Raw genomic sequence first — 18,687 nt, 5'->3', positions numbered from 1 at the left:
AGGGTTGACATGACTTTAAGTGGGCCACTACGCTGACCTTAGAGTCGGATCAACCTTAAGTAGGGCGGAGGATACGCATGACGGTGCAGGCAGCGATCGACCAGCGGGTCTCGCTCGCGGTCTCGACCGTGATCTTCGCGCTCAGGCCCCATCCGGAGTCCGGCCTGATGACCCTGTGGCTCCCGCTCGTGCGCCGCATCCGCGAGCCGTACGAGGGGCAGTGGGCCCTGCCCGGCGGCCCCCTCGAGGCCGACGAGGACCTGGCCGGCAGCGCCCGCCACACCCTCGAACGGACCACCGGCCTGGCGCCCAACTACCTCGAGCAGCTCTACGCCTTCGGCAGCCTCGACCGCTCGCCCGACGATCGGGTCGTCTCGATCGTCTACTGGGCGCTGGTGCAGCCCGACGAGGTCGCCCGCGCCGTCGACGGCGAGAACGTCGAGTGGTTCGTCGCCGACGAGCTGCCGCCGCTGGCGTTCGACCACACCGAGATCGTCGACTACGCCCTCGCCCGCCTGCGCGCCAAGATCACCTACACACCCATCGCGCACGCGTTCCTGCCTCGGGAGTTCACCCTCGCCGAGCTGCGGGCCGTGCACGAAGCCGTCCTCCGCACGCATCTCGATCCGGCCAACTTCCGCCGCCAGGCGCTCGCCAGCAAGACCCTCGTCCCCACCGGCACCTGCCTGCAGGGCACGAGCCACCGACCTCCGGCCCTGTTCCGCTTCGAGGCAGGCCTCCCGTCGAACGCCCCAGAGGAGCGCAGATGACCACCTCCATCAACGACCTGATCGTCGCGGCACCCGATGCCAGCTGCGACGTCGAGCTGGCCAAGGGGCCGTGGGAGTTCGACACGTTCCCCGGCTACGGTCCGGGCGCGTCGGAGGAGGACGTCATCCCCGACCCGGTGGTCCGTCCGGGACAGCTCCCTGCCGCCTACCAGCGCATGACCGACGACGAGCTGCACGCGCGCATCCGCGCTGCCAAGGAGACCCTCGGCAACCGGCTCGTGATCCTCGGCCACTTCTACCAGCGCGACGAGGTCATCCAGTACGCCGACTTCGTGGGTGACTCGTTCCAGCTCGCCAACGCGGCACTGACCAAGCCCGACGCCGACACGATCGTGTTCTGCGGCGTCCACTTCATGGCCGAGACCGCCGACATCCTGGCGCGGCCCGAGCAGCACGTGATCCTGCCCAACCTCGCCGCCGGCTGCTCCATGGCCGACATGGCCGACGAGGACTCGGTCGAGGCGTGCTGGGAGGAGCTGATGGCCGTCTACGGCGAGGAGCCCGACGCCGACGGCCGGCAGCCGGTGATCCCGGTGACCTACATGAACTCTTCGGCAGCGCTCAAGGCGTTCTGCGGCCGGCACGGCGGCATCGTGTGCACCTCGTCCAATGCGGCGACCGTCCTGGAGTGGGCCTTCGAGCGTGGCCAGCGCGTGCTGTTCTTCCCCGACCAGCACCTCGGACGCAACACCGCCAAGGCCATGGGGATCCCGCTCGAGCAGATGCCGATGTGGAACCCCCGCAAGGAGCTCGGCGGCAACACCGCGGAGGACCTCGACGCCGCCAAGGTCATCCTCTGGCACGGCTTCTGCTCGGTGCACAAGCGTTTCTCGGTCGCCCAGATCGACAAGGCTCGCGCGGAGCACCCGGGCGTCAAGGTCATCGTGCACCCCGAGAGCCCGATGCCCGTCGTCGACGCCGCTGACGCGGCCGGGTCGACCGACGCGATCCGCAAGTACGTCATCGCGTCCGAGCCCGGCGACGTGATCGCGATCGGCACCGAGGTCAACATGGTCAACCGGCTGGCCGCGGAGTTCCCCGACCGGACGATCTTCTGCCTCGACCCCGTCGTGTGCCCCTGCTCGACGATGTACCGCATCCACCCCGGCTACCTCGCCTGGACGCTCGACGGCCTCGTCGCCGGCGAGGTCCGCAACGAGATCGTCGTCCCCGACGACGTCGCCACCGACGCCAAGGTCGCCCTCGAGCGCATGCTCGCGGCGCTGCCCAAGTAAGGACCGACCATGCGCAGCAGCATCATCGTCGTCGGCAGCGGGGTGGCCGGCATGACCGCAGCCCTCGAGGCCGCGGACGCGTACGACGTCACGCTCTTCACCAAGGCCGACCTCGCGCAGAGCAACACCCGCTACGCACAGGGCGGGGTCGCCGTCGTGATCGACGCGATGAGCGACCCCGGCGCCCCGCGCCTCGGCGACACCGTCGAGTCGCACGTCGGCGACACCCTGGTCGCCGGCGCGGGGCTCAGCGACGAGGACACCGTGCGCATCCTCTGCACGGACGGTCCTGCAGCGATCGACGAGCTCATCGCCCGCGGCGTGCCGTTCGACCGGCACGACGGCGAGCTGTCGCACGGTCTCGAGGCCGCACACACCTACGCCCGCATCCTGCACGCCGGGGGAGACGCCACCGGGGCGGGCATCGCCTATGCACTGATCGACCGGCTGCGCGAGAGCAGCGTGACGGTCCGCGAACGGACCACGGTCGTCGACGTCGTCATGGTCGATGGTCGGGCTGCCGGCGTACGCCTGCTCGACGGCTCCGAGGTCCGGGCCGACGCGGTGATCCTCGCGACCGGGGGAGCCGGCCAGCTGTTCCCCTACACGACCAACCCCGGGATCGCCACGGCCGACGGGCTCGGGATGGCGCTGCGGGCGGGTGCCGTCGCGGCCGACCTGGAGTTCTACCAGTTCCACCCGACGTCCCTCGACGCCCCGGGCAACTTCCTGGTGTCCGAGGCCGTACGCGGTGAGGGCGCCACCTTGATCGACGCCGACGGCCGGCGCTTCATGCTCGACATCCACCCCGATGGCGAGCTGGCACCGCGGGACGTCGTCGCCCGCGGCATCGCGACCCAGATGGCCAGGCAGCCCGGCATTCCCGTCCGCCTCGACGCGACTCATCTGGGAGCGGAGTTCCTCGCCAAGCGCTTCCCCAACATCGACGCCGCCTGCCGGGCGCAGGGCTTCGACTGGGGCGAGGTGCCCATCCCGGTGACTCCTGCGGCGCACTACTACATGGGCGGCATCCGCACCGACGAGTGGGGCCGCACCTCGGTCCCCGGGCTCCATGCCGTGGGCGAGGCCGCGTGCAACGGGCTGCACGGCGCCAACCGTCTTGCCTCCAACTCCCTGCTCGAGGGCGCGGTCTACGGCACGCGGGTCATCGCGGCGTTGGGTGACCCCGCACCGCAGGCCGACCTCGGGGCCGACTGGCCGGCGCCGATCGCGGTCGATCTCGGTGACGACCCGGACGGCGACGACGTCAACCGCAGCGACCTGCAGCAGCTGATGTGGGACGCTGCGGGGCTGTCGCGTGACGGCGACCAGCTCGAGCGCGCCGTCGCCACCCTGGCCGGCTGGCGGGCACCCGCGGCGACCGACGCGAAGTCCGCCGAGGACGCCAACCTGCTCGTCGTGGCGCGCGCCGTCGTCGCGAGTGCGCTGGCCCGGCGTGAGTCGCGCGGCGGGCACTTCCGCACCGACTTCCCCGAGACCGACCCCGCGCAGGCCAGGCACTCGTCGATCGCGCCCCAGCATGCTTGAGCGCCGACAGGTCCAGCGCGTCGTCGACCTCGCGCTCGACGAGGACGCGCCTTTCGGCGACCTGACCTCCCAGACGCTCGTCCCCGAGTCGGCGATCGCCCGAGCCGACCTGGTCGCGCGCGAGCCGGGTGTCCTGGCCGGTGCCGGCGTGTTCGAGATCGCGATGACGACGCTCGACCCCACGGTCAAGGTCACCTCCGCGCTGTCGGACGGCGAGCGGTTCGACGCCGGCGCGGTGCTCGCCCACGTCGAAGGGCCGGCGCGGGCTGTGTTGCAGGCCGAGCGGGTCGCGCTCAACCTCGTCCAGCGGATGACCGGGATCGCGACGCTCACCGCGACGTACGTCGCAGCCGTTGCGGGCACCCAGGCGCGCGTCGTCGACACCCGCAAGACCACGCCCGGCCTACGGGCGCTCGAGCGCCACGCCGTGCGGTGCGGCGGCGGCCACAACCATCGCTACTCGCTGTCCGACGCGGTGATGGCCAAGGACAACCACCTCGCCGTCATCCCGGACATCACGGCGGCGCTCCGCCAGGCCAAGGCCGACCTGCCCCACACCACGCACATCGAGGTCGAGGTCGATCGCCTGGAGCAGCTCGACGCGGTGCTCGCTTCCGGGGCAGCCGGCACGATCATGCTGGACAACTTCAGCCTCGACGACCTCCGCGCCGGCGTCGCCAAGATCGCCGGCCGAGCGGTCGTCGAGGCCAGCGGTGGCATCACGCTCGACACGATCGCCGACGTCGCCCGTACGGGCGTCGACGTCATCTCGGTCGGCGCCCTGACGCACAGCGTGCGGGCGCTCGACCTCGGGCTCGACATCACGGTGTCCTAGGTGATCTACCTCGACCACGCGGCCACCACGCCTCTTCGACGCGAGGTGCTCGAGGCGATGTGGCCGCACTTCGGCCCCGACTTCGGCAATCCGTCGAGCCACCACGAGGTCGGTGAGTCGGCCCGTCGAGCCCTCGAGCAGGCCCGCGCCGACGTCGCGCAGCAGCTCGGCGCCCGTGCCTCGGAGATCACGTTCACCTCAGGTGGCACCGAGGCCGACAACGCGGCGCTCAAGGGCATCGCGCTGGCTGCTCCCCGAGGCAAGCACGTCGTCATCTCGTCGATCGAGCACCCGGCGGTGCTCGAGTCGGCCGAGTTCCTCGGGCGTCTGGGCTACGAGATCACGGTCCTCGACGTCGACCACGACGGCATGGTCCATCCGGAGGTCCTCGAGGCGGCGCTGCGCGACGAAACGACGCTCGTCAGCATCCAGCACGCCAACAACGAGGTCGGCACGATCCAGCAGGTCGAGACGCTGTCGCGACTGGCCGCCGGCCGGGGAGCGCCGTTCCACACCGATGCCGTGCAGGCCGCCGGTTGGCTCGACCTCGACGTCGATCGGCTCGGCGTGCAGGCCGTGAGCATCTCGGGCCACAAGCTCGGCGCCCCCAAGGGCATCGGAGTCCTGTACGTCCGACGTGGCACGCGCTTCGAGCCGCTGATCCACGGTGGCGGGCAGGAGTCCGGCCGTCGGTCCGGCACCGAAAACGTCGCGGCCGCCGTGGGGATGGCGGCAGCGCTTCGACTCGCGGGTGACGGGGGAGCGGGCAACGACGAGGTCGTCGTCCGCCGCGATGCCTTCATCGAGCGCGTGCTGGCCGAGGTGCCGTCGGCCGAGCTCACGGGCGACCGCAACCACCGGCTGCCGGGCAGTGCTTCGTTCGTGTTCCCCGGAACCAACGGCGAGACGATCCTCCTGGAGCTCGAGGCCCGCGGCATCGTGTGCTCGAGCGGCTCGGCGTGCGCAGCGGGCAGCGACGAGCCGTCCCACGTGCTGACCGCGATGGGCTACGACGCCGCCGTGGCGCAGACCGCGGTGCGATTCACGTTCGGCCGGACGACGACGAGCGAGGAGCTCGACGCGGCGGCGACCGAGCTGGTTCGCGCGGTCGCCGCCGTGTCGGCGCTGGGCTAGACCGCCAGGCCGCCGTAGACGTACGTCCCCGGTGCCGACGGGTTCGGGATCAGGTTGACCGAGTCGCCGACGCGCGGGATCTGCAGCTTTGAGACGAGGATCTGGTCCATCTGCAGCGCCTGACCGCTCTCGAGGGTGACGCTGAGGTTGACGACCGGATCGTTGTTGATCATCGTGCCGGTGTCGGCCAGACCCGTCACGGTCGCCTTGACCCCGGGGATGCCCGATGCCGCGATCGCCGCGTCGGCCTGCGCGTTGCGGGCGGTCGCGAGGCCGTCACCGAACTTGGCCATCGTGTCCGCGCCCATGAAGCCCTTGGCGAGCTTGCCGGTGAGGCCCTTGCCGCCGACGATCCTCTCCGCCTGCTGCATCGCGTCCTCGGTGCGTTCCGCGTCGGAGCGCTTGTCTTTTCCGAACAGTCCCATGTTGAGTCCTTGCTGTCCTTGTCGTGAGGTGACTGCATCTCACGATAGACGCGCGAGCCTGCGGCTGAAACGGTTTTGGCCGATCGCGCGATCACTCTCGGTTGAGAGCGACTTGGTGGCTGCCGGGCCCATCCGGGCCTGGTGCAAGGATGATGCGGTGAGCGAGCAGATCGACGACGTGACCGTCTTGCGAGCCGACTTCGGGGCGTACGGACGCTGGTTCAAGCAGCCGGTTCGCGGACTCGGGTTGATCCTCGCCCTGGTCGGGGGCAGTGCGGCTTCAGCGGTCCGTGGAGGCGACGCCGCGGCACTGTTCTTCCTCATCGCCGGAACCGTGGTCGTCACGCTCGGCAGCATCGCGATCCTGATCGCGACCAGCCGGATCACGTTGACGTCCGACAGGATCGAGTACCGCAGGTGGTTCCTGCGCACACGGCTGCGCCTCAGCGACGAGCTCGTCGGGGCCCTCGCGGAGATGCAGGCCGGCTCCGTGGGCCGGACGAGCCAGGTGCTGATGCTCCGCGCGCGATCAGGAGGTCCACGCATCCGGCTCAACGGCGCGTACTGGGACCACGAGGATCTCGTCCTGATCGCGAGGACGGCCGGCGTGCTCATCTCGGACCGGCCCATGACGCCACGCGACTACGAGGACGCTGCGCCCGGAAGCATGCCGTTCCGATACCTGCACCCCTGGGTGTTCGGGCTGGGTGTCGCGGTCGTGCTCATCGCTGGGATCGTCGGAGCGGTGCTCGCCTGGTTCGACCACCGCAACATCCCGCCCTTCGACGAGCAGCCTCCTCGCATGGTCTCGTCGGCGGTGGTGAGCGAGCAGGACTCGCTGCTCGACGACCTGCAGCGCGCCATGGGCGGCGAGTGGGAGTCGCCGGAGAGCGGGTTGACCGAGTGCAAGGACGGGACGGACCACAAGGGGTGGAGCCGCCGACTGTCGTCCGGGTTGCGCACGACGGTGGTGCAGGAGACCGGCGAGGAGCAGGTCGTGACGCCGGTCCGACCCAGCCCGGCCCTCGTCGACGAGATCGAGAGGCGGTTGCGCGACCATGACCTCACGCCCGTGTCCGGGGAGCTGGACGGTGCGGACACCGGTCCGGACGGCTACGTCGAGATCCGGGCTCTTTCCGAGCGGGACGGCAGGGCGTCCCCGCCAGGGGGATCCGTCGACGTGGCCTTCAGCGGCGGCGAACGGGTGACCGTCCGGCTGCATTCAGGCTGCGAGGTGCCCGGCCGCTGACGGCCGGGCTCAGGCCACGACAGCGTCGCCGAACGCCAGCGCGTCGTCGATGATCGCGAGGCCGCGGCGGGCGTCGTCGTCACTGATGACGCACGGCGGGACGACGTGGATCCGGTTGAAGTTGGCGAACGGCAGCAGGCCGGCCTTCTTGCAGGCCCCGATGATGTCGTTCATCGCCGGGCTGCTGCCGCCGTAGGGCGCCAGCGGCTCGCGGGTCTCGGGATCCGCGACGAGCTCGATGGCCCAGAACGCGCCGATGCCGCGCACCTCGCCGACGCATGGATGCCGTTCGGCGATCTCGGCGAGGCCGGGCGCGAAGACCTCGGTGCCCAGCCGGGCGGCGTTCTCGACGATGCCCTCCTCGGCCATCGTGGTGATCGTGGCGACCGCAGCGGCGGCGGCGAGGGGATGGCCTGAGTAGGTCAGGCCGCCCGGATAGGCGCGGTGCGCGAACGTCTCGACTATCGCGTCGCTGACGACGACACCGCCGAGCGGGACGTATCCGGAGTTGACCCCCTTGGCGAACGTGATGAGGTCCGGCACGACGTCGAAGTGGTCGATCGCGAACCAGGCGCCGGTACGCCCGAAGCCGCTCATGACCTCGTCGGCGATCAGCATGATGCCGTGCTCGTCGCACAACCGCCGGACCCCGGCAAGATAGCCGGGCGGCGGCAGCATGATGCCGGCGGTGCCGGGGATCGTCTCGAGGATGATGGCCGCGATCGTCGTGGGACCCTCGTTGCGGATCACGTGGTCGAGGTGCTGGAGCGCGCGCTCGCACTCCTCGGCCTCGGTCGTGGCGTGGAACTCCGATCGGTAGAGGAACGGCCCGAAGAAGTGCACCGTCCCGGTCGAGGCGGAGTCGTTGGCCCAGCGCCGAGGGTCGCCCGTGACGTTGATCGCCGTCTGCGTGCCGCCGTGGTAGGACCGGTACGTCGACAGGACCTTGGGCCGCCAGGTGTGCAGCCGGGCCATGCGGATGGCGTGCTCGTTGGCGTCGGCACCGCCGTTGGTGAAGAACACCCGCTCGAGACCGTCCGGCGTGCGCTCCGCGATCAGGCGCGCGGCCTCGGAGCGTGCCTCGTTGGCGAACGGCGGACCGATCGTGCACAGCTTGGCGGCCTGCTCCTGGATGGCCGCGACGACCTTGGGGTGCTGGTGCCCGATGTTGGTGAACACGAGCTGGCTGGAGAAGTCGAGGTACCGGGTGCCGTCCTCGTCCCACACCTCGCTGCCCAGCGCGCCCTCGATCACCATGGGGGAGATCTCGGCCTGCGCCGACCAAGAGTGGAACACGTGGGCGCGGTCGAGGTCGTACGTCCTGCTCATGCTGGCTCCTAGTCGTGGGTGGGGAAGGCGAGCTCGAGGCCGCCTGACGGGGAGACCGCCGGATCGGCCCAGCGGCTCGTGATCACCTTGCCACGGGTGAAGAAGTGGATGCCCTCCACACCGTGCGCGTGGGTGTCACCGAACAGCGAGTTCTTCCAGCCGCCGAACGAGTAGTAGGCCATCGGCACCGGGATGGGCACGTTGACGCCGATCATGCCGACCTCGACGTCCACCTCGAACTTGCGGGCCGCTCCGCCGTTCTTGGTGAAGATCGCCACGCCGTTGCCGTAGGGGTTGGCGTTGATCAGCTCGACCGCCTCGTCGTACGTCTCCGCGCGAACGACGCTGAGCACGGGACCGAAGATCTCCTCGGTGTAGATGCTCATGTCGGGGGTGACGCGGTCGAACAGCGTCGGGCCGAGCCAGAAGCCGTTGTCCTCGCCGTCGACGGGCGACTCGCGGCCGTCGATCACGAGCGTGGCGCCGGCCGCGTCGCCGGCCTCGACGAACGAGGCCACGCGATCGCGATGGGCCAGCGTGACGAGCGGTCCCATGTCGGTGCCCCGCGTGCCGTCGCCGATGCGCAGCGTCTTGGTGCGTGACGCGATGCGGTCGACGAGGTCGTCGGCCACGCCACCCACCGCGACGACGACGCTGATCGCCATGCAGCGCTCACCGGCCGAGCCGTACCCGGCGTTGACCGCGGCGTCGGCCGCGAGGTCGAGGTCGGCGTCGGGCAGGACAACCATGTGGTTCTTGGCACCACCGAGGGCCTGCACGCGCTTGCCGGCCTGGCTCGCGCGCTCGTAGACGTACCGCGCGATCGGGGTGGAGCCCACGAAGCTGATCGACTTGACGTCGGGGGAGTCCAGGAGGGCGTCGACGGCGACCTTGTCGCCCTGGAGGACGTTGAAGACGCCGTCGGGCAGGCCGGCCTCCTTCCACAGCTCAGCGGTCCACAGCACGGCGGACGGGTCCTTCTCGCTGGGCTTGACCACGACGGTGTTGCCCGCGCCGATCGCGATCGGGTAGAACCACATCGGCACCATGGCCGGGAAGTTGAACGGGCTGATGATGCCGACGACCCCCAGTGGCTGACGCTTGGAGTGCAGGTCGACCCCGGTCGACACCCCCTCGGAGTGCGAGCCCTTGAGCAGGTGCGGCATGCCGCAGGCGAACTCGACGACCTCGAGGCCACGGCTGACCTCGCCCAAGGCGTCCGACAGCACCTTGCCGTGCTCGGAGGTGATGATCGCGGCCAGCTCCTCCTTGCGCTCGTTGAGCAGCTCGCGGAAACGGAACATGACCTTCGTACGGGTCGTCAGGGAGGCGGCGGCCCAGCCGGGTGCCGCGGCCTTGGCGGCCGCGATGACGCGTGCGGCGTCGGCCTCGTCGGCGAAGGCGACCTGCGCGGTGACCTCGCCGGTGGCGGGATTGGTCACGTCGCCGAAGCGCCCGGAGCTGCCCGTGTGGATGCCGTTGTCGAGCCAGTGCCCGATGACCTTCTTCTCGTTCATGCCTCGATCCTGCGCCCGCACGCCAGGCGAGGCAATGGGCAAGGTGTCGCCGAAAGCAGTCCGTGTCTTACACAGTGTCAAGTAGGCTCCGCGCATGATCCCGACGATCCGCACGGTGCTGGCCGGATCCGCCGTGCAGGCGGGGAAGCCCGAGGTCCTGAGCGGATCGAGCCGGCTCGACCGTCCGGTCCGTTGGGTGCACGTGAGCGAGGTGCGCGAGGTCGCGGACCTGCTCGAGGGTGACGAGCTGCTGCTGTCGACGGGCCTGGCGATGCGCGGCACGGCGGACGAGGCGACCGACTACGTCTCTGCGCTCATCGGGGCAGGTGCAGCCGGCTTGATCGTCGAGCTGGGCGAGCACCTCCCCTCGATCCCGCCAGCGGTGCTGGAGCTCGTGCGCAGCCAGGACTTTCCCCTCGTCGCCCTGCACCGGCAGGCGCGGTTCGTGCTGATCACCGAGGAGGTGCACCGCGGCATCGTGGCCGACCGGTTCGACTTCGTGCGGTTCGCCCAGGACGTGCACGAGACGTTCACGGCCCTCAGCCTTGACGGGGTCGGCGTCGACGAGCTCGTCCGCGCGGGAGCCGAGATGGCGGGCTCGTCGTTCGTGCTGGAGGACCTCAACCGGCGGGTCGTCGCGTTCCACGCCATCGGTCGCCCCGCGGACGGCTTGCTCGCCGACTGGGAGCGGAGGTCGCGGCTCTGCCCGCGGCGCGAGGGCACGGGTCTCGCGGGTCTCGAGGGGTGGCTGACGACAGTGGTCGGCACCCACGGTCACGAGTGGGGCCGGTTGGTCGTCCCCAACCCCATGGCCGACCAGCAGCGCCTCGGCATGCTGGTGGAGCGCGTCGCCCAGGCGGTCGAGCTGTCCCGGATGATCGAGCGCGACCAGCAGTCGGTCCAGCTGCAGGCTCAGAGCGGCTTCCTCAGCGAGCTCCTCGACGGACGACTGGGCGACGAGTCGACCGCGCTGACGCGGGCTCGCGCACTCGGCCTGGCGCCCGGCGCCGCGTACGTCGGGGCGGCGGTGCAGGCCGACGGCGCCAGCGAGGCCGAGACCGTGCACCGCGCCCAGCGACGGCTGGGCGAGCGGGTCGCCCGGGCGCTCGCCGCGTCGCGTCAGTCCGCGATCGCCGGCGTGCTCGGCGACGACCAGGTCGTCCTGCTGCTGTCGGTGCCGCCGCGCTCCACCGAGGACGACGTGCTCACGGCGTTCGCCGGCGCGCTGCGGGCCGATGCCGGCCGCGACCCGGTGACGATCGGCGTCGGGACCGCCGAGGCGGACCTGCTCGCCTCGAGCCGCTCGCTGCGGACGGCCCAGCACGTGGCGCGCGTCGCGCACGAGGCGCTCACCCCCGGGCCGCCGTGGTTCCGGCAGGCCGACATCCGTCTGCACGGGCTCATCGCCCAGCTCCACGACGATCCGAGGGTCCAGGCGTTCGTCGAGGCCGAGCTCGACCCGCTGCTGGCGCACGAGGCCCGCCACGGTGGCGGGTTGCTCGACCTGCTCCGCCAGTTCCTCGCCGCGGGAGGCAACAAGTCGCTCCTCGCCCGCACGTCCCATCGCAGCCGGCCCGCGCTCTACGCCAAGCTCGCGCAGGTCGAGGAGATCCTCGGCGTACGCCTCGACGACCCGTCGTCACAGCTGTCCCTGGGGGTCGCGATGCTGGCGCACGACCACGCGCGCTGACGTTCATACGTCCGTTACATCGCGACCTGAGGATGAAACGTCCGTGCCGTTGAATCTCTGGACGGGGTGGCGCCACGTGCTTAGAGTGAGCGCCTTACGGGAGTTGTGACCTGGACCACACGCGAGGAGCGCACGTGACAGTCATCAGAGCCGCGATCACGCAGACGACGTGGACCGGCGACAAGGAGTCGATGCTCGACAAGCACGAGCAGTTCGCCCGCGACGCCAAGGCCGACGGCGCCCAGGTCATCTGCTTCCAGGAGCTGTTCTACGGGCCTTACTTCGGCATCACCGAGGACAAGAAGTACTACCGCTACGCGGAGCCGGCCGACGGCCCGATCGTGCAGCGCTTCGCGGCGCTGGCCAAGGAGCTGGCGATGGTCATGATCCTGCCGATCTACGAGGAGGACATCACCGGCGTCTACTACAACACCTCGGTCATCGTCGAGGCCGACGGCACCATCCTGGGCAAGTACCGCAAGCACCACCTCCCGCACCTCGACCGGTTCTACGAGAAGTTCTACTTCCGTCCCGGCAACCTCGGCTACCCGGTGTTCGACACGTCGGTGGGCAAGATCGGCATGTACATCTGCTACGACCGGCACTTCCCCGAGGGATGGCGCGAGCTCGGCCTCAACGGGGCCCACATCGTGTTCAACCCCAACGCCACCAAGCCCGGCCTGAGCAACCGGCTGTGGGAGGTGGAAGGGCCGTGCGCCGCCGTCGCCAACGGCTACTTCGTGCTGCAGCCCAACCGGGTCGGCCGCGAGGACAACGAGTACGGCGAGCTGGCGGTCGACTTCTACGGCACGAGCCAGGTCATCGACCCCCGGGGCAACTTCGTCGGCGAGCGGGGCTCGGGCACCGACGAGGAGATCCTGGTCCGCGACCTCGACCTCGACATGGTGCAGGAGATGCGCGACGACTGGCAGTTCTACCGTGACCGCCGGCCCGACTCCTACACCTTGATCGCCCAGCCGTGATGGCTGCGGCGGGCGCGACCAGCGGAGGCGACGCATGACCACGACACTCATCACCGGCGGCACCGTCGTCACGGCGACCGGCCGTTCGGCAGCAGACGTCCTGATCGACGGCGAGGTGATCGTCGGAGTCCTCGCACCCGGGTCGACGCTGCTGGGCAGCGACCTCACGAGCACGGTCGACACCGTGATCGACGCGACGGGCAAGTACGTCATACCGGGGGGCATCGACGCCCACACGCACATGGAGCTGCCGTTCGGCGGCACCGCGGCATCCGACACGTTCGAGACCGGCACCCGCGCCGCGGCGTGGGGCGGCACGACGACGATCATCGACTTCGCCGTGCAGACGTACGGCCAGCAGGTCATGGACGGCCTGGCGACGTGGCACGACAAGGCCCGGGGCAGCTGTGCGATCGACTACGCCTTCCACCAGATCATCGGCGACGTCAACGCCGACTCGCTCAAGGCGATGGAGGGGCTGGTCGACGAGGGCATCACGAGCTTCAAGCTCTTCATGGCCTATCCGGGCGTGTTCTACTCCGACGACGCACAGATCCTGCGGGCCATGCAGACCTCGGCCGAGACCGGTCTCATGACGATGATGCACGCCGAGAACGGGCCGGCGATCGACGTCCTCGTCGAGCAGCTGCTGGCGCAGGGCAAGACCGATCCCTACTTCCACGGCGTCGCCCGGGCCTGGCAGATGGAGGAGGAGGCGACGCACCGCGCGATCATGCTCGCCAACCTCACCGGAGCGCCGCTGTACGTCGTCCACGTCAGCGCCAAGCAGGCCGTCGAGCAGCTCGCCGCGGCCCGCGACGCCGGGCAGAACGTGTTCGGTGAGACGTGCCCGCAGTACCTCTACCTCTCGCTCGAGGAACAGCTCGGCGCCAAGGGCGACACGTGGGGCGGCTTCGAGGGGGCGAAGTGGGTCTGCTCGACCCCGCTGCGGTCACGGGCCGAGGGCCACCAGGACCACATGTGGCAGAGCCTGCGGACCAACGACATCCAGATGGTCTCGACCGACCACTGCCCGTTCTGCATGAAGGACCAGAAGGAGCTCGGCCTCGGCGACTTCTCCAAGATCCCCAACGGCATCGGCTCGGTCGAGCACCGCATGGACCTCATGTACCAAGGCGTCGTCAGCGGACAGATCAGCCTCGAGCGCTGGGTCGAGATCACCTCGACGACGCCGGCGCGGATGTTCGGCCTCTACGGCAGGAAGGGCGTCATCGCGCCCGGCGCCGACGCCGACATCGTGGTCTACGACCCCGCCGGCCACACGTCCATCGGGGTCGAGAAGACCCACCACATGAACATGGACTACTCGGCGTGGGAGGGATTCGAGATCGACGGGCACGTCGACACCGTGCTGTCCCGCGGTCGGGTCGTCGTGGACGACAACGCGTACGTCGGCACCAAGGGTCACGGTCAGTTCGTCAAGCGCGACCTCTCGCAGTACCTCATCTAGCAGAAGGCTGACCATGGATTTCGGCGTCGTCCTCCAGACCAACCCGCCTGCATGGCGCACGGTCCAGCTCGCCAAGCTCTCCGAGGCGCACGGGTTCGACTACCTCTGGACGTTCGACAGCCACCTGCTGTGGCAGGAGCCGTACGTCATCTACAGCGCGATCCTGGCCGAGACCAAGCGGATCATCGTCGGCCCGATGGTGACCAACCCGGCGACCCGCGACTGGACCGTGACGGCGTCGGTCTTCGCGACGCTCAACGAGATGTACGGCAACCGCACCGTGTGCGGCATCGGCCGGGGCGACTCGGCCGTACGGGTGACGAACGGCAAGCCGTCGACCCTCAAGGAGGTGCGCGAGGCGACGCACGTGATCCGCGAGCTGGGCAACGGTCGCGCCGTCGACTACAAGGGCTCGACCCTGCGGTTCCCGTGGACGACCACCACGTCGCTCGAGGTGTGGATCGCGGCCTACGGTCCGCTGGCACTCAAGGCTGCGGGGGAGGTGGGCGACGGGTTCATCCTGCAGCTCGCCGACGTCGACATCACGGCGTGGATGATCCAGACGGTCCGCGACGCGGCAGCCGGCGTCGGGCGTGACCCCGACTCGCTGCAGTTCTGCATCGCCGCGCCGATGTACGTCGGCGACGACTGGGCGCACATGCGCGAGCAGTGCCGCTGGTTCGGCGGGATGGTCGGCAACCACGTCGCCGACATCGTGGCGAAGTACGGCGCGGACGGATCGGTGCCGCAGGCACTGACCGACTACATCAAGGGCCGCGAGGGGTACGACTACAACGAGCACGGCCGGGCCGGCAACACGCACGCCGAGTTCGTGCCGGACGAGATCGTCGACCGGTTCTGCGTGCTGGGATCCGTGGACGACCACGTCGCCAAGCTCAAGGCGCTGCAAGAGGTGGGCGTCACGCAGTTCGCCGGGTATCTCCAGCACGACAACAAGGAGGAGACGCTGCGGGTCTACGGCGAGTCGATCATCCCGCAGATCCGCGACCACGTGACCGCCAAGGCCTGACGAGGCCGGACGGGCACCGCGAGACGTGTGTCACGGGGCTACGCTGGTTGAGCCATGAACAAGCCCGAGCAGGTGGCCTACCTCGACCATGCGGCGACGACGCCGATGGTCCCCGAGGCGATCGCCGCGATGGCCGAGGAGCTGGCCCGCACCGGCAACGCCTCGTCGCTGCACGCCTCAGGGCGCACGGCACGACGTACGGTCGAGGAGGCCCGTGAGCTGATCGCCGAGCGCTTCGGCGGGCGGCCCAGCGAGGTCGTGTTCTGCTCGGGCGGCACCGAGGCCAACAACCTCGCGATCAAGGGGCTCTACTGGTCGCGGCTCGCCCAGGACCAGGCCCGCAACCGCATCGTCTTCAGCTCGATCGAGCACCACGCCCTGCTCGACCCCGTGACCTGGCTGGCCAAGCACGAGGGCGCCGAGATCGACATGACGCCCGTCGACGCGACGGGCCGCATCCTGGTCGACGAGCTCCGCGCTGCGGTCGAGCGGGACCCGTCGACCGTGTCGGCCGTGACGACGATGTGGGCCAACAACGAGATGGGCACGATCCAGCCGATCGCCGAGGTCGTCCGGATCGCCCGTGAGCACGAGATCCCGGTGCACAGCGACGCGGTGCAGGCCGCCGGCTACGTGCCCCTCGACTTCGCCGCGAGCCAGCTCGACGCCATGACGATCACGGCCCACAAGCTGGGCGGCCCGGTCGGCATCGGTGCCCTGCTGTTCCGCCGCGAGCTCGAGGCGACGCCGCTGCTGCACGGCGGCGGCCAGGAGCGCGACCTGCGGTCCGGCACCCTCAGCGTCCCGCTGATCGCCGCGTTCGCCGCCGCGGTCGACGTGACCGTCGGCCGGCAGGCCGAGACCGTGGAGCGCATCGAGCGGCTGCGCCGGCGCCTCGTCGAGGGCATCGTGCGGGTGGTCCCCGACGCGATCATCAACGGTGACCCCGAGCCCGGCGCCGAGCACCGCCTGCCCAACATCGCCCACGTGACGTTCCCCGGCTGCGAGGGCGACGCGATGCTGATGCTGCTCGACGCGCAGGGCATCGAGTGCTCGACGGGCTCGGCCTGCGCCGCGGGCGTGCCGCAGCCCAGCCATGTGCTGCTCGCGATGGGCTACGACGATGTCGCCGCTCGCGGGTCGCTGCGGTTCAGCCTCGGCCACACCTCGACGGAGGCCGACGTCGACCGGCTGCTCGAGGCGCTGCCGGCTGTCCACCAGCGCGCTCAGAAGGCCTCGTTGGTCAGGGGCGCGTCGTGAGGGTCATCGCAGCCATGTCCGGCGGCGTCGACTCGGCGGTCGCCGCTGCCCGTGCCGTCGACGCGGGGCACGACGTCACCGGCGTGCACCTCGCGCTGAGCCGCAACCCGCGGTCGTACCGGTCCGGCGCCCGTGGCTGCTGCTCGATCGAGGACGCCGGCGATGCCCGCCGGGCCGCGGACCAGCTCGGCATCCCGTTCTACGTGTGGGACATGAGCGAGGAGTTCGCCGACAACGTCGTCGACGACTTCATCGCCGAGTACACCGCCGGGCGTACGCCGAACCCGTGCCTGCGCTGCAACGAGAAGATCAAGTTCGCCGCCGTGCTCGACCGGGCCCTCGCGCTCGGCTTCGACGCGGTCGCGACGGGCCACTACGCGCAGCTGGAGACCGCGGCCGACGGGACGATCGAGATGCACCGCGCGATCGACATGGGCAAGGACCAGTCGTACGTGCTCGGGGTGCTGACCCAGGAGCAGCTGGCGCACTCGCTGTTCCCCCTCGGCGACACCACCAAGGACGTCGTGCGCGCCGAGGCGGCCCGTCGCGGCATCCAGGTCGCGACCAAGCCCGACAGCCACGACATCTGCTTCATCCCCGACGGCGACAACGCGGGCTGGCTCGGCGAGAAGCTCGGTCCCAGGCCCGGCACGATCGTCGACGAGGACGGCACCGTGCTGCGTGAGCACGACGGCGCGTACGCCTTCACGATCGGTCAGCGTCGCGGCCTGCGGCTCGGCATCCCCGCCGACGACGGCAAGCCCCGCTTCGTGCTCGACATCGAGCCGGTCAGCGGGACCGTCACGGTCGGCTCCCGCGAGTCGCTCGTGGTCGACGCCCTCGACTGCATCAAGCCGCTCTGGTGCGGTGCAGCTCCGGCCGATGCGCTCGACTGCACGGTCCAGCTGCGGGCGCACGGCGACGAGCACCGCGCCACCGTGCGCGTCTCCGGCGGCGACGTGCGCGTCGACCTGCACGATCCGGCCAGCGGCATCGCGCCGGGCCAGGCCTGCGTCATCTACGACGGCACCCGCGTCGTCGGCTCGGCCACCATCAGTCGTACCGCCCGCGTGGCGGTGAGCTAGCGTCCACCTGCACCGCGAAGCGGTGGGTCTGCGTCCACCCGCACCCTCGAGGTGGACGCCAGGTCACCGCTCGACGCGGGGCGTGGACGCCACGTCACCGCTCCAACCTCAGACGAAGGAACCAGATGAGCATCGCCACCGGCATCGGCTCGATGCCGGGCACCGACTTCGCCGAGTCGCTCCGCCTCGTGCAGGGCGAGGTCGGCGACTTCGTGCACGTCCCGGAGCTGCCGGCCCGCGGGGTCCACGCCGGCATGATCGGCCGTACGCTCGCCGTGCTCGCCGGGCTCGACGCCGACCTGCAGCCCGATGGCTGGCGCGTCGGCGTGGGGGAGGGCGCCGACCAGCGCCGCGCACGCTCGCTGCTGGCCCAGGACCTCGACGTGACCGAGGAGCTCGCCGGTACGCACGACGGCCCGCTCAAGCTGCAGGTCACCGGACCCCTGACCCTCGCCGCGTCCGTCGAGCGTCCGCGCGGTGACAAGATGCTGGCCGACCACGGCGCCCGGCGTGAGATCGCCGAGTCGCTCGCCGAGGGCCTCCGCACGCACGTGGCCGATGCGAGGCGACGACTTCCGCAGGCCGACCTCGTCGTCCAGGTCGACGAGCCTTCGATCGTCGCGGTGCTCACCGGTGGCATCCCGACCGCGAGCGGGTTCTCCCGGCACCGCAGCGTCCACCCGCCCGAGGCGGACGCCCTGCTGCGCCTCGTCGTCGACGCGATCGCGGACTCCGGCGCCCGCCCTGTCGTCCACTCCTGCGCTCCCGACGTGCCGGTCGAGCTGCTCGCCGGCACCGGGTTCACCGCGATCTCGTTCGACCTGTCCCTGGCCCGCCCCGACGACGTGTGGGCCGAGGTGTTCGAGCAGGGCGTCGACCTGTGGCTCGGCGTCGTGCCGTCGACCGACACCCCCGGGGTCACCGACACGGCCATGGTGAGCCGCGTCGAGAGCTTCTTCGGACGGTTCGGGTTCGACGAGGAGGCGTACGCAGGTCGCCTCGTCGTCACGCCCACGTGCGGCCTGGCCGGCGCGTCTCCGGCCTGGGCGCGGCAGGCCCTGGTCCTGGCCCAACGCGTGGCGGCAGGCTGAGGCCGCAGCGGCTG

The 18,687-nt window shown here is 70.4% G+C and carries 16 protein-coding genes; 13 read left to right on the top strand and 3 right to left on the bottom strand.

Annotation, left to right across the window (positions count from 1 at the left end; all coding sequences use genetic code 11):
- Positions 1-77 precede the first annotated feature (77 nt).
- The 5 genes from AB0N22_RS07445 to AB0N22_RS07425 are packed head-to-tail and all read left to right on the top strand — an operon-like array spanning position 78 to position 5,543.
- Positions 78-770: an NUDIX domain-containing protein gene (locus tag AB0N22_RS07445; protein ID WP_364637698.1), complete on the top strand. Its 693-nt coding sequence runs from the start codon at positions 78-80 to the stop codon at positions 768-770.
- Entirely contained in the window at positions 767-2,026 is a 1,260-nt protein-coding gene (nadA, locus tag AB0N22_RS07440; protein WP_364637696.1) for a quinolinate synthase NadA, read from the top strand. The genes AB0N22_RS07445 and nadA overlap by 4 nt, the downstream gene beginning before the upstream one ends.
- 9 nt (positions 2,027-2,035) lie before the next feature.
- Positions 2,036-3,574, top strand: coding sequence for an L-aspartate oxidase (nadB, locus tag AB0N22_RS07435; protein WP_364637694.1), 1,539 nt, complete (start codon positions 2,036-2,038; stop codon positions 3,572-3,574).
- Positions 3,567-4,409 (top strand): carboxylating nicotinate-nucleotide diphosphorylase, encoded by an 843-nt coding sequence (gene nadC / locus AB0N22_RS07430; RefSeq protein WP_364637692.1) that lies wholly within the window; start codon positions 3,567-3,569, stop codon positions 4,407-4,409. Before nadB ends, nadC begins: the two co-directional genes overlap by 8 nt.
- Positions 4,410-5,543 (top strand): cysteine desulfurase family protein, encoded by a 1,134-nt coding sequence (locus AB0N22_RS07425; RefSeq protein WP_364637690.1) that lies wholly within the window; start codon positions 4,410-4,412, stop codon positions 5,541-5,543.
- On the opposite strand, the gene AB0N22_RS07420 is transcribed toward AB0N22_RS07425, so the two are convergent.
- The gene (locus AB0N22_RS07420; protein ID WP_364637688.1) at positions 5,540-5,968 is read right to left on the bottom strand and encodes a hypothetical protein; all 429 of its coding nucleotides are present in this window, start codon (positions 5,966-5,968) and stop codon (positions 5,540-5,542) included. The genes AB0N22_RS07425 and AB0N22_RS07420 overlap by 4 nt on opposite strands.
- 157 nt (positions 5,969-6,125) lie before the next feature.
- Between AB0N22_RS07420 and AB0N22_RS07415 the strand changes: the two genes are divergently transcribed.
- Positions 6,126-7,217 carry a hypothetical protein gene (locus AB0N22_RS07415; protein ID WP_364637686.1) on the top strand — a complete coding sequence of 364 codons (1,092 nt, stop codon included), beginning with the start codon at positions 6,126-6,128 and terminating at the stop codon, positions 7,215-7,217.
- 9 nt (positions 7,218-7,226) lie between these two features.
- On the opposite strand, the gene AB0N22_RS07410 is transcribed toward AB0N22_RS07415, so the two are convergent.
- Both AB0N22_RS07410 and AB0N22_RS07405 read right to left on the bottom strand, forming a co-directional pair.
- Positions 7,227-8,546, bottom strand: coding sequence for an aspartate aminotransferase family protein (locus tag AB0N22_RS07410; protein WP_364637684.1), 1,320 nt, complete (start codon positions 8,544-8,546; stop codon positions 7,227-7,229).
- 8 nt (positions 8,547-8,554) lie between these two features.
- Positions 8,555-10,063, bottom strand: a complete 1,509-nt coding sequence (locus AB0N22_RS07405; protein ID WP_364637682.1) for a CoA-acylating methylmalonate-semialdehyde dehydrogenase — start codon at positions 10,061-10,063, stop codon at positions 8,555-8,557.
- A 94-nt stretch (positions 10,064-10,157) separates the two neighbouring features.
- Between AB0N22_RS07405 and AB0N22_RS07400 the strand changes: the two genes are divergently transcribed.
- From AB0N22_RS07400 to AB0N22_RS07370, 7 genes are all read left to right on the top strand, one after another.
- Positions 10,158-11,753: a PucR family transcriptional regulator ligand-binding domain-containing protein gene (locus tag AB0N22_RS07400; protein WP_364637680.1), complete on the top strand. Its 1,596-nt coding sequence runs from the start codon at positions 10,158-10,160 to the stop codon at positions 11,751-11,753.
- 134 nt (positions 11,754-11,887) lie between these two features.
- On the top strand, positions 11,888-12,736 hold the full coding sequence (locus AB0N22_RS07395) for a nitrilase-related carbon-nitrogen hydrolase (protein ID WP_364637678.1): 849 nt from the start codon (positions 11,888-11,890) through the stop codon (positions 12,734-12,736).
- A gap of 34 nt (positions 12,737-12,770) precedes the next feature.
- Positions 12,771-14,207, top strand: a complete 1,437-nt coding sequence (gene hydA, locus AB0N22_RS07390) for a dihydropyrimidinase (protein WP_364637676.1) — start codon at positions 12,771-12,773, stop codon at positions 14,205-14,207.
- A gap of 13 nt (positions 14,208-14,220) precedes the next feature.
- Complete coding sequence (locus AB0N22_RS07385; protein WP_364637674.1) at positions 14,221-15,237, top strand: TIGR03842 family LLM class F420-dependent oxidoreductase; 1,017 nt, start codon at positions 14,221-14,223, stop codon at positions 15,235-15,237.
- 54 nt (positions 15,238-15,291) lie between these two features.
- A complete protein-coding gene (locus AB0N22_RS07380) occupies positions 15,292-16,497 on the top strand; it encodes a cysteine desulfurase family protein (RefSeq protein ID WP_364637672.1) in 1,206 nt (401 codons plus the stop codon).
- Positions 16,494-17,582, top strand: coding sequence for a tRNA 2-thiouridine(34) synthase MnmA (gene mnmA / locus AB0N22_RS07375; RefSeq protein WP_364637670.1), 1,089 nt, complete (start codon positions 16,494-16,496; stop codon positions 17,580-17,582). Before AB0N22_RS07380 ends, mnmA begins: the two co-directional genes overlap by 4 nt.
- 125 nt (positions 17,583-17,707) lie before the next feature.
- A complete protein-coding gene (locus AB0N22_RS07370) occupies positions 17,708-18,673 on the top strand; it encodes a methionine synthase (protein WP_364637668.1) in 966 nt (321 codons plus the stop codon).
- Positions 18,674-18,687: the final 14 nt, after the last annotated feature.

Origin of the sequence: Aeromicrobium sp. NPDC092404 (assembly GCF_040684095.1) — a bacterium.
Taxonomy (GTDB): domain Bacteria; phylum Actinomycetota; class Actinomycetes; order Propionibacteriales; family Nocardioidaceae; genus Aeromicrobium.
The sequence above is the reverse complement of the archived record's forward strand: the minus strand, read 5'-3'. Positions and strand labels throughout refer to the sequence as shown.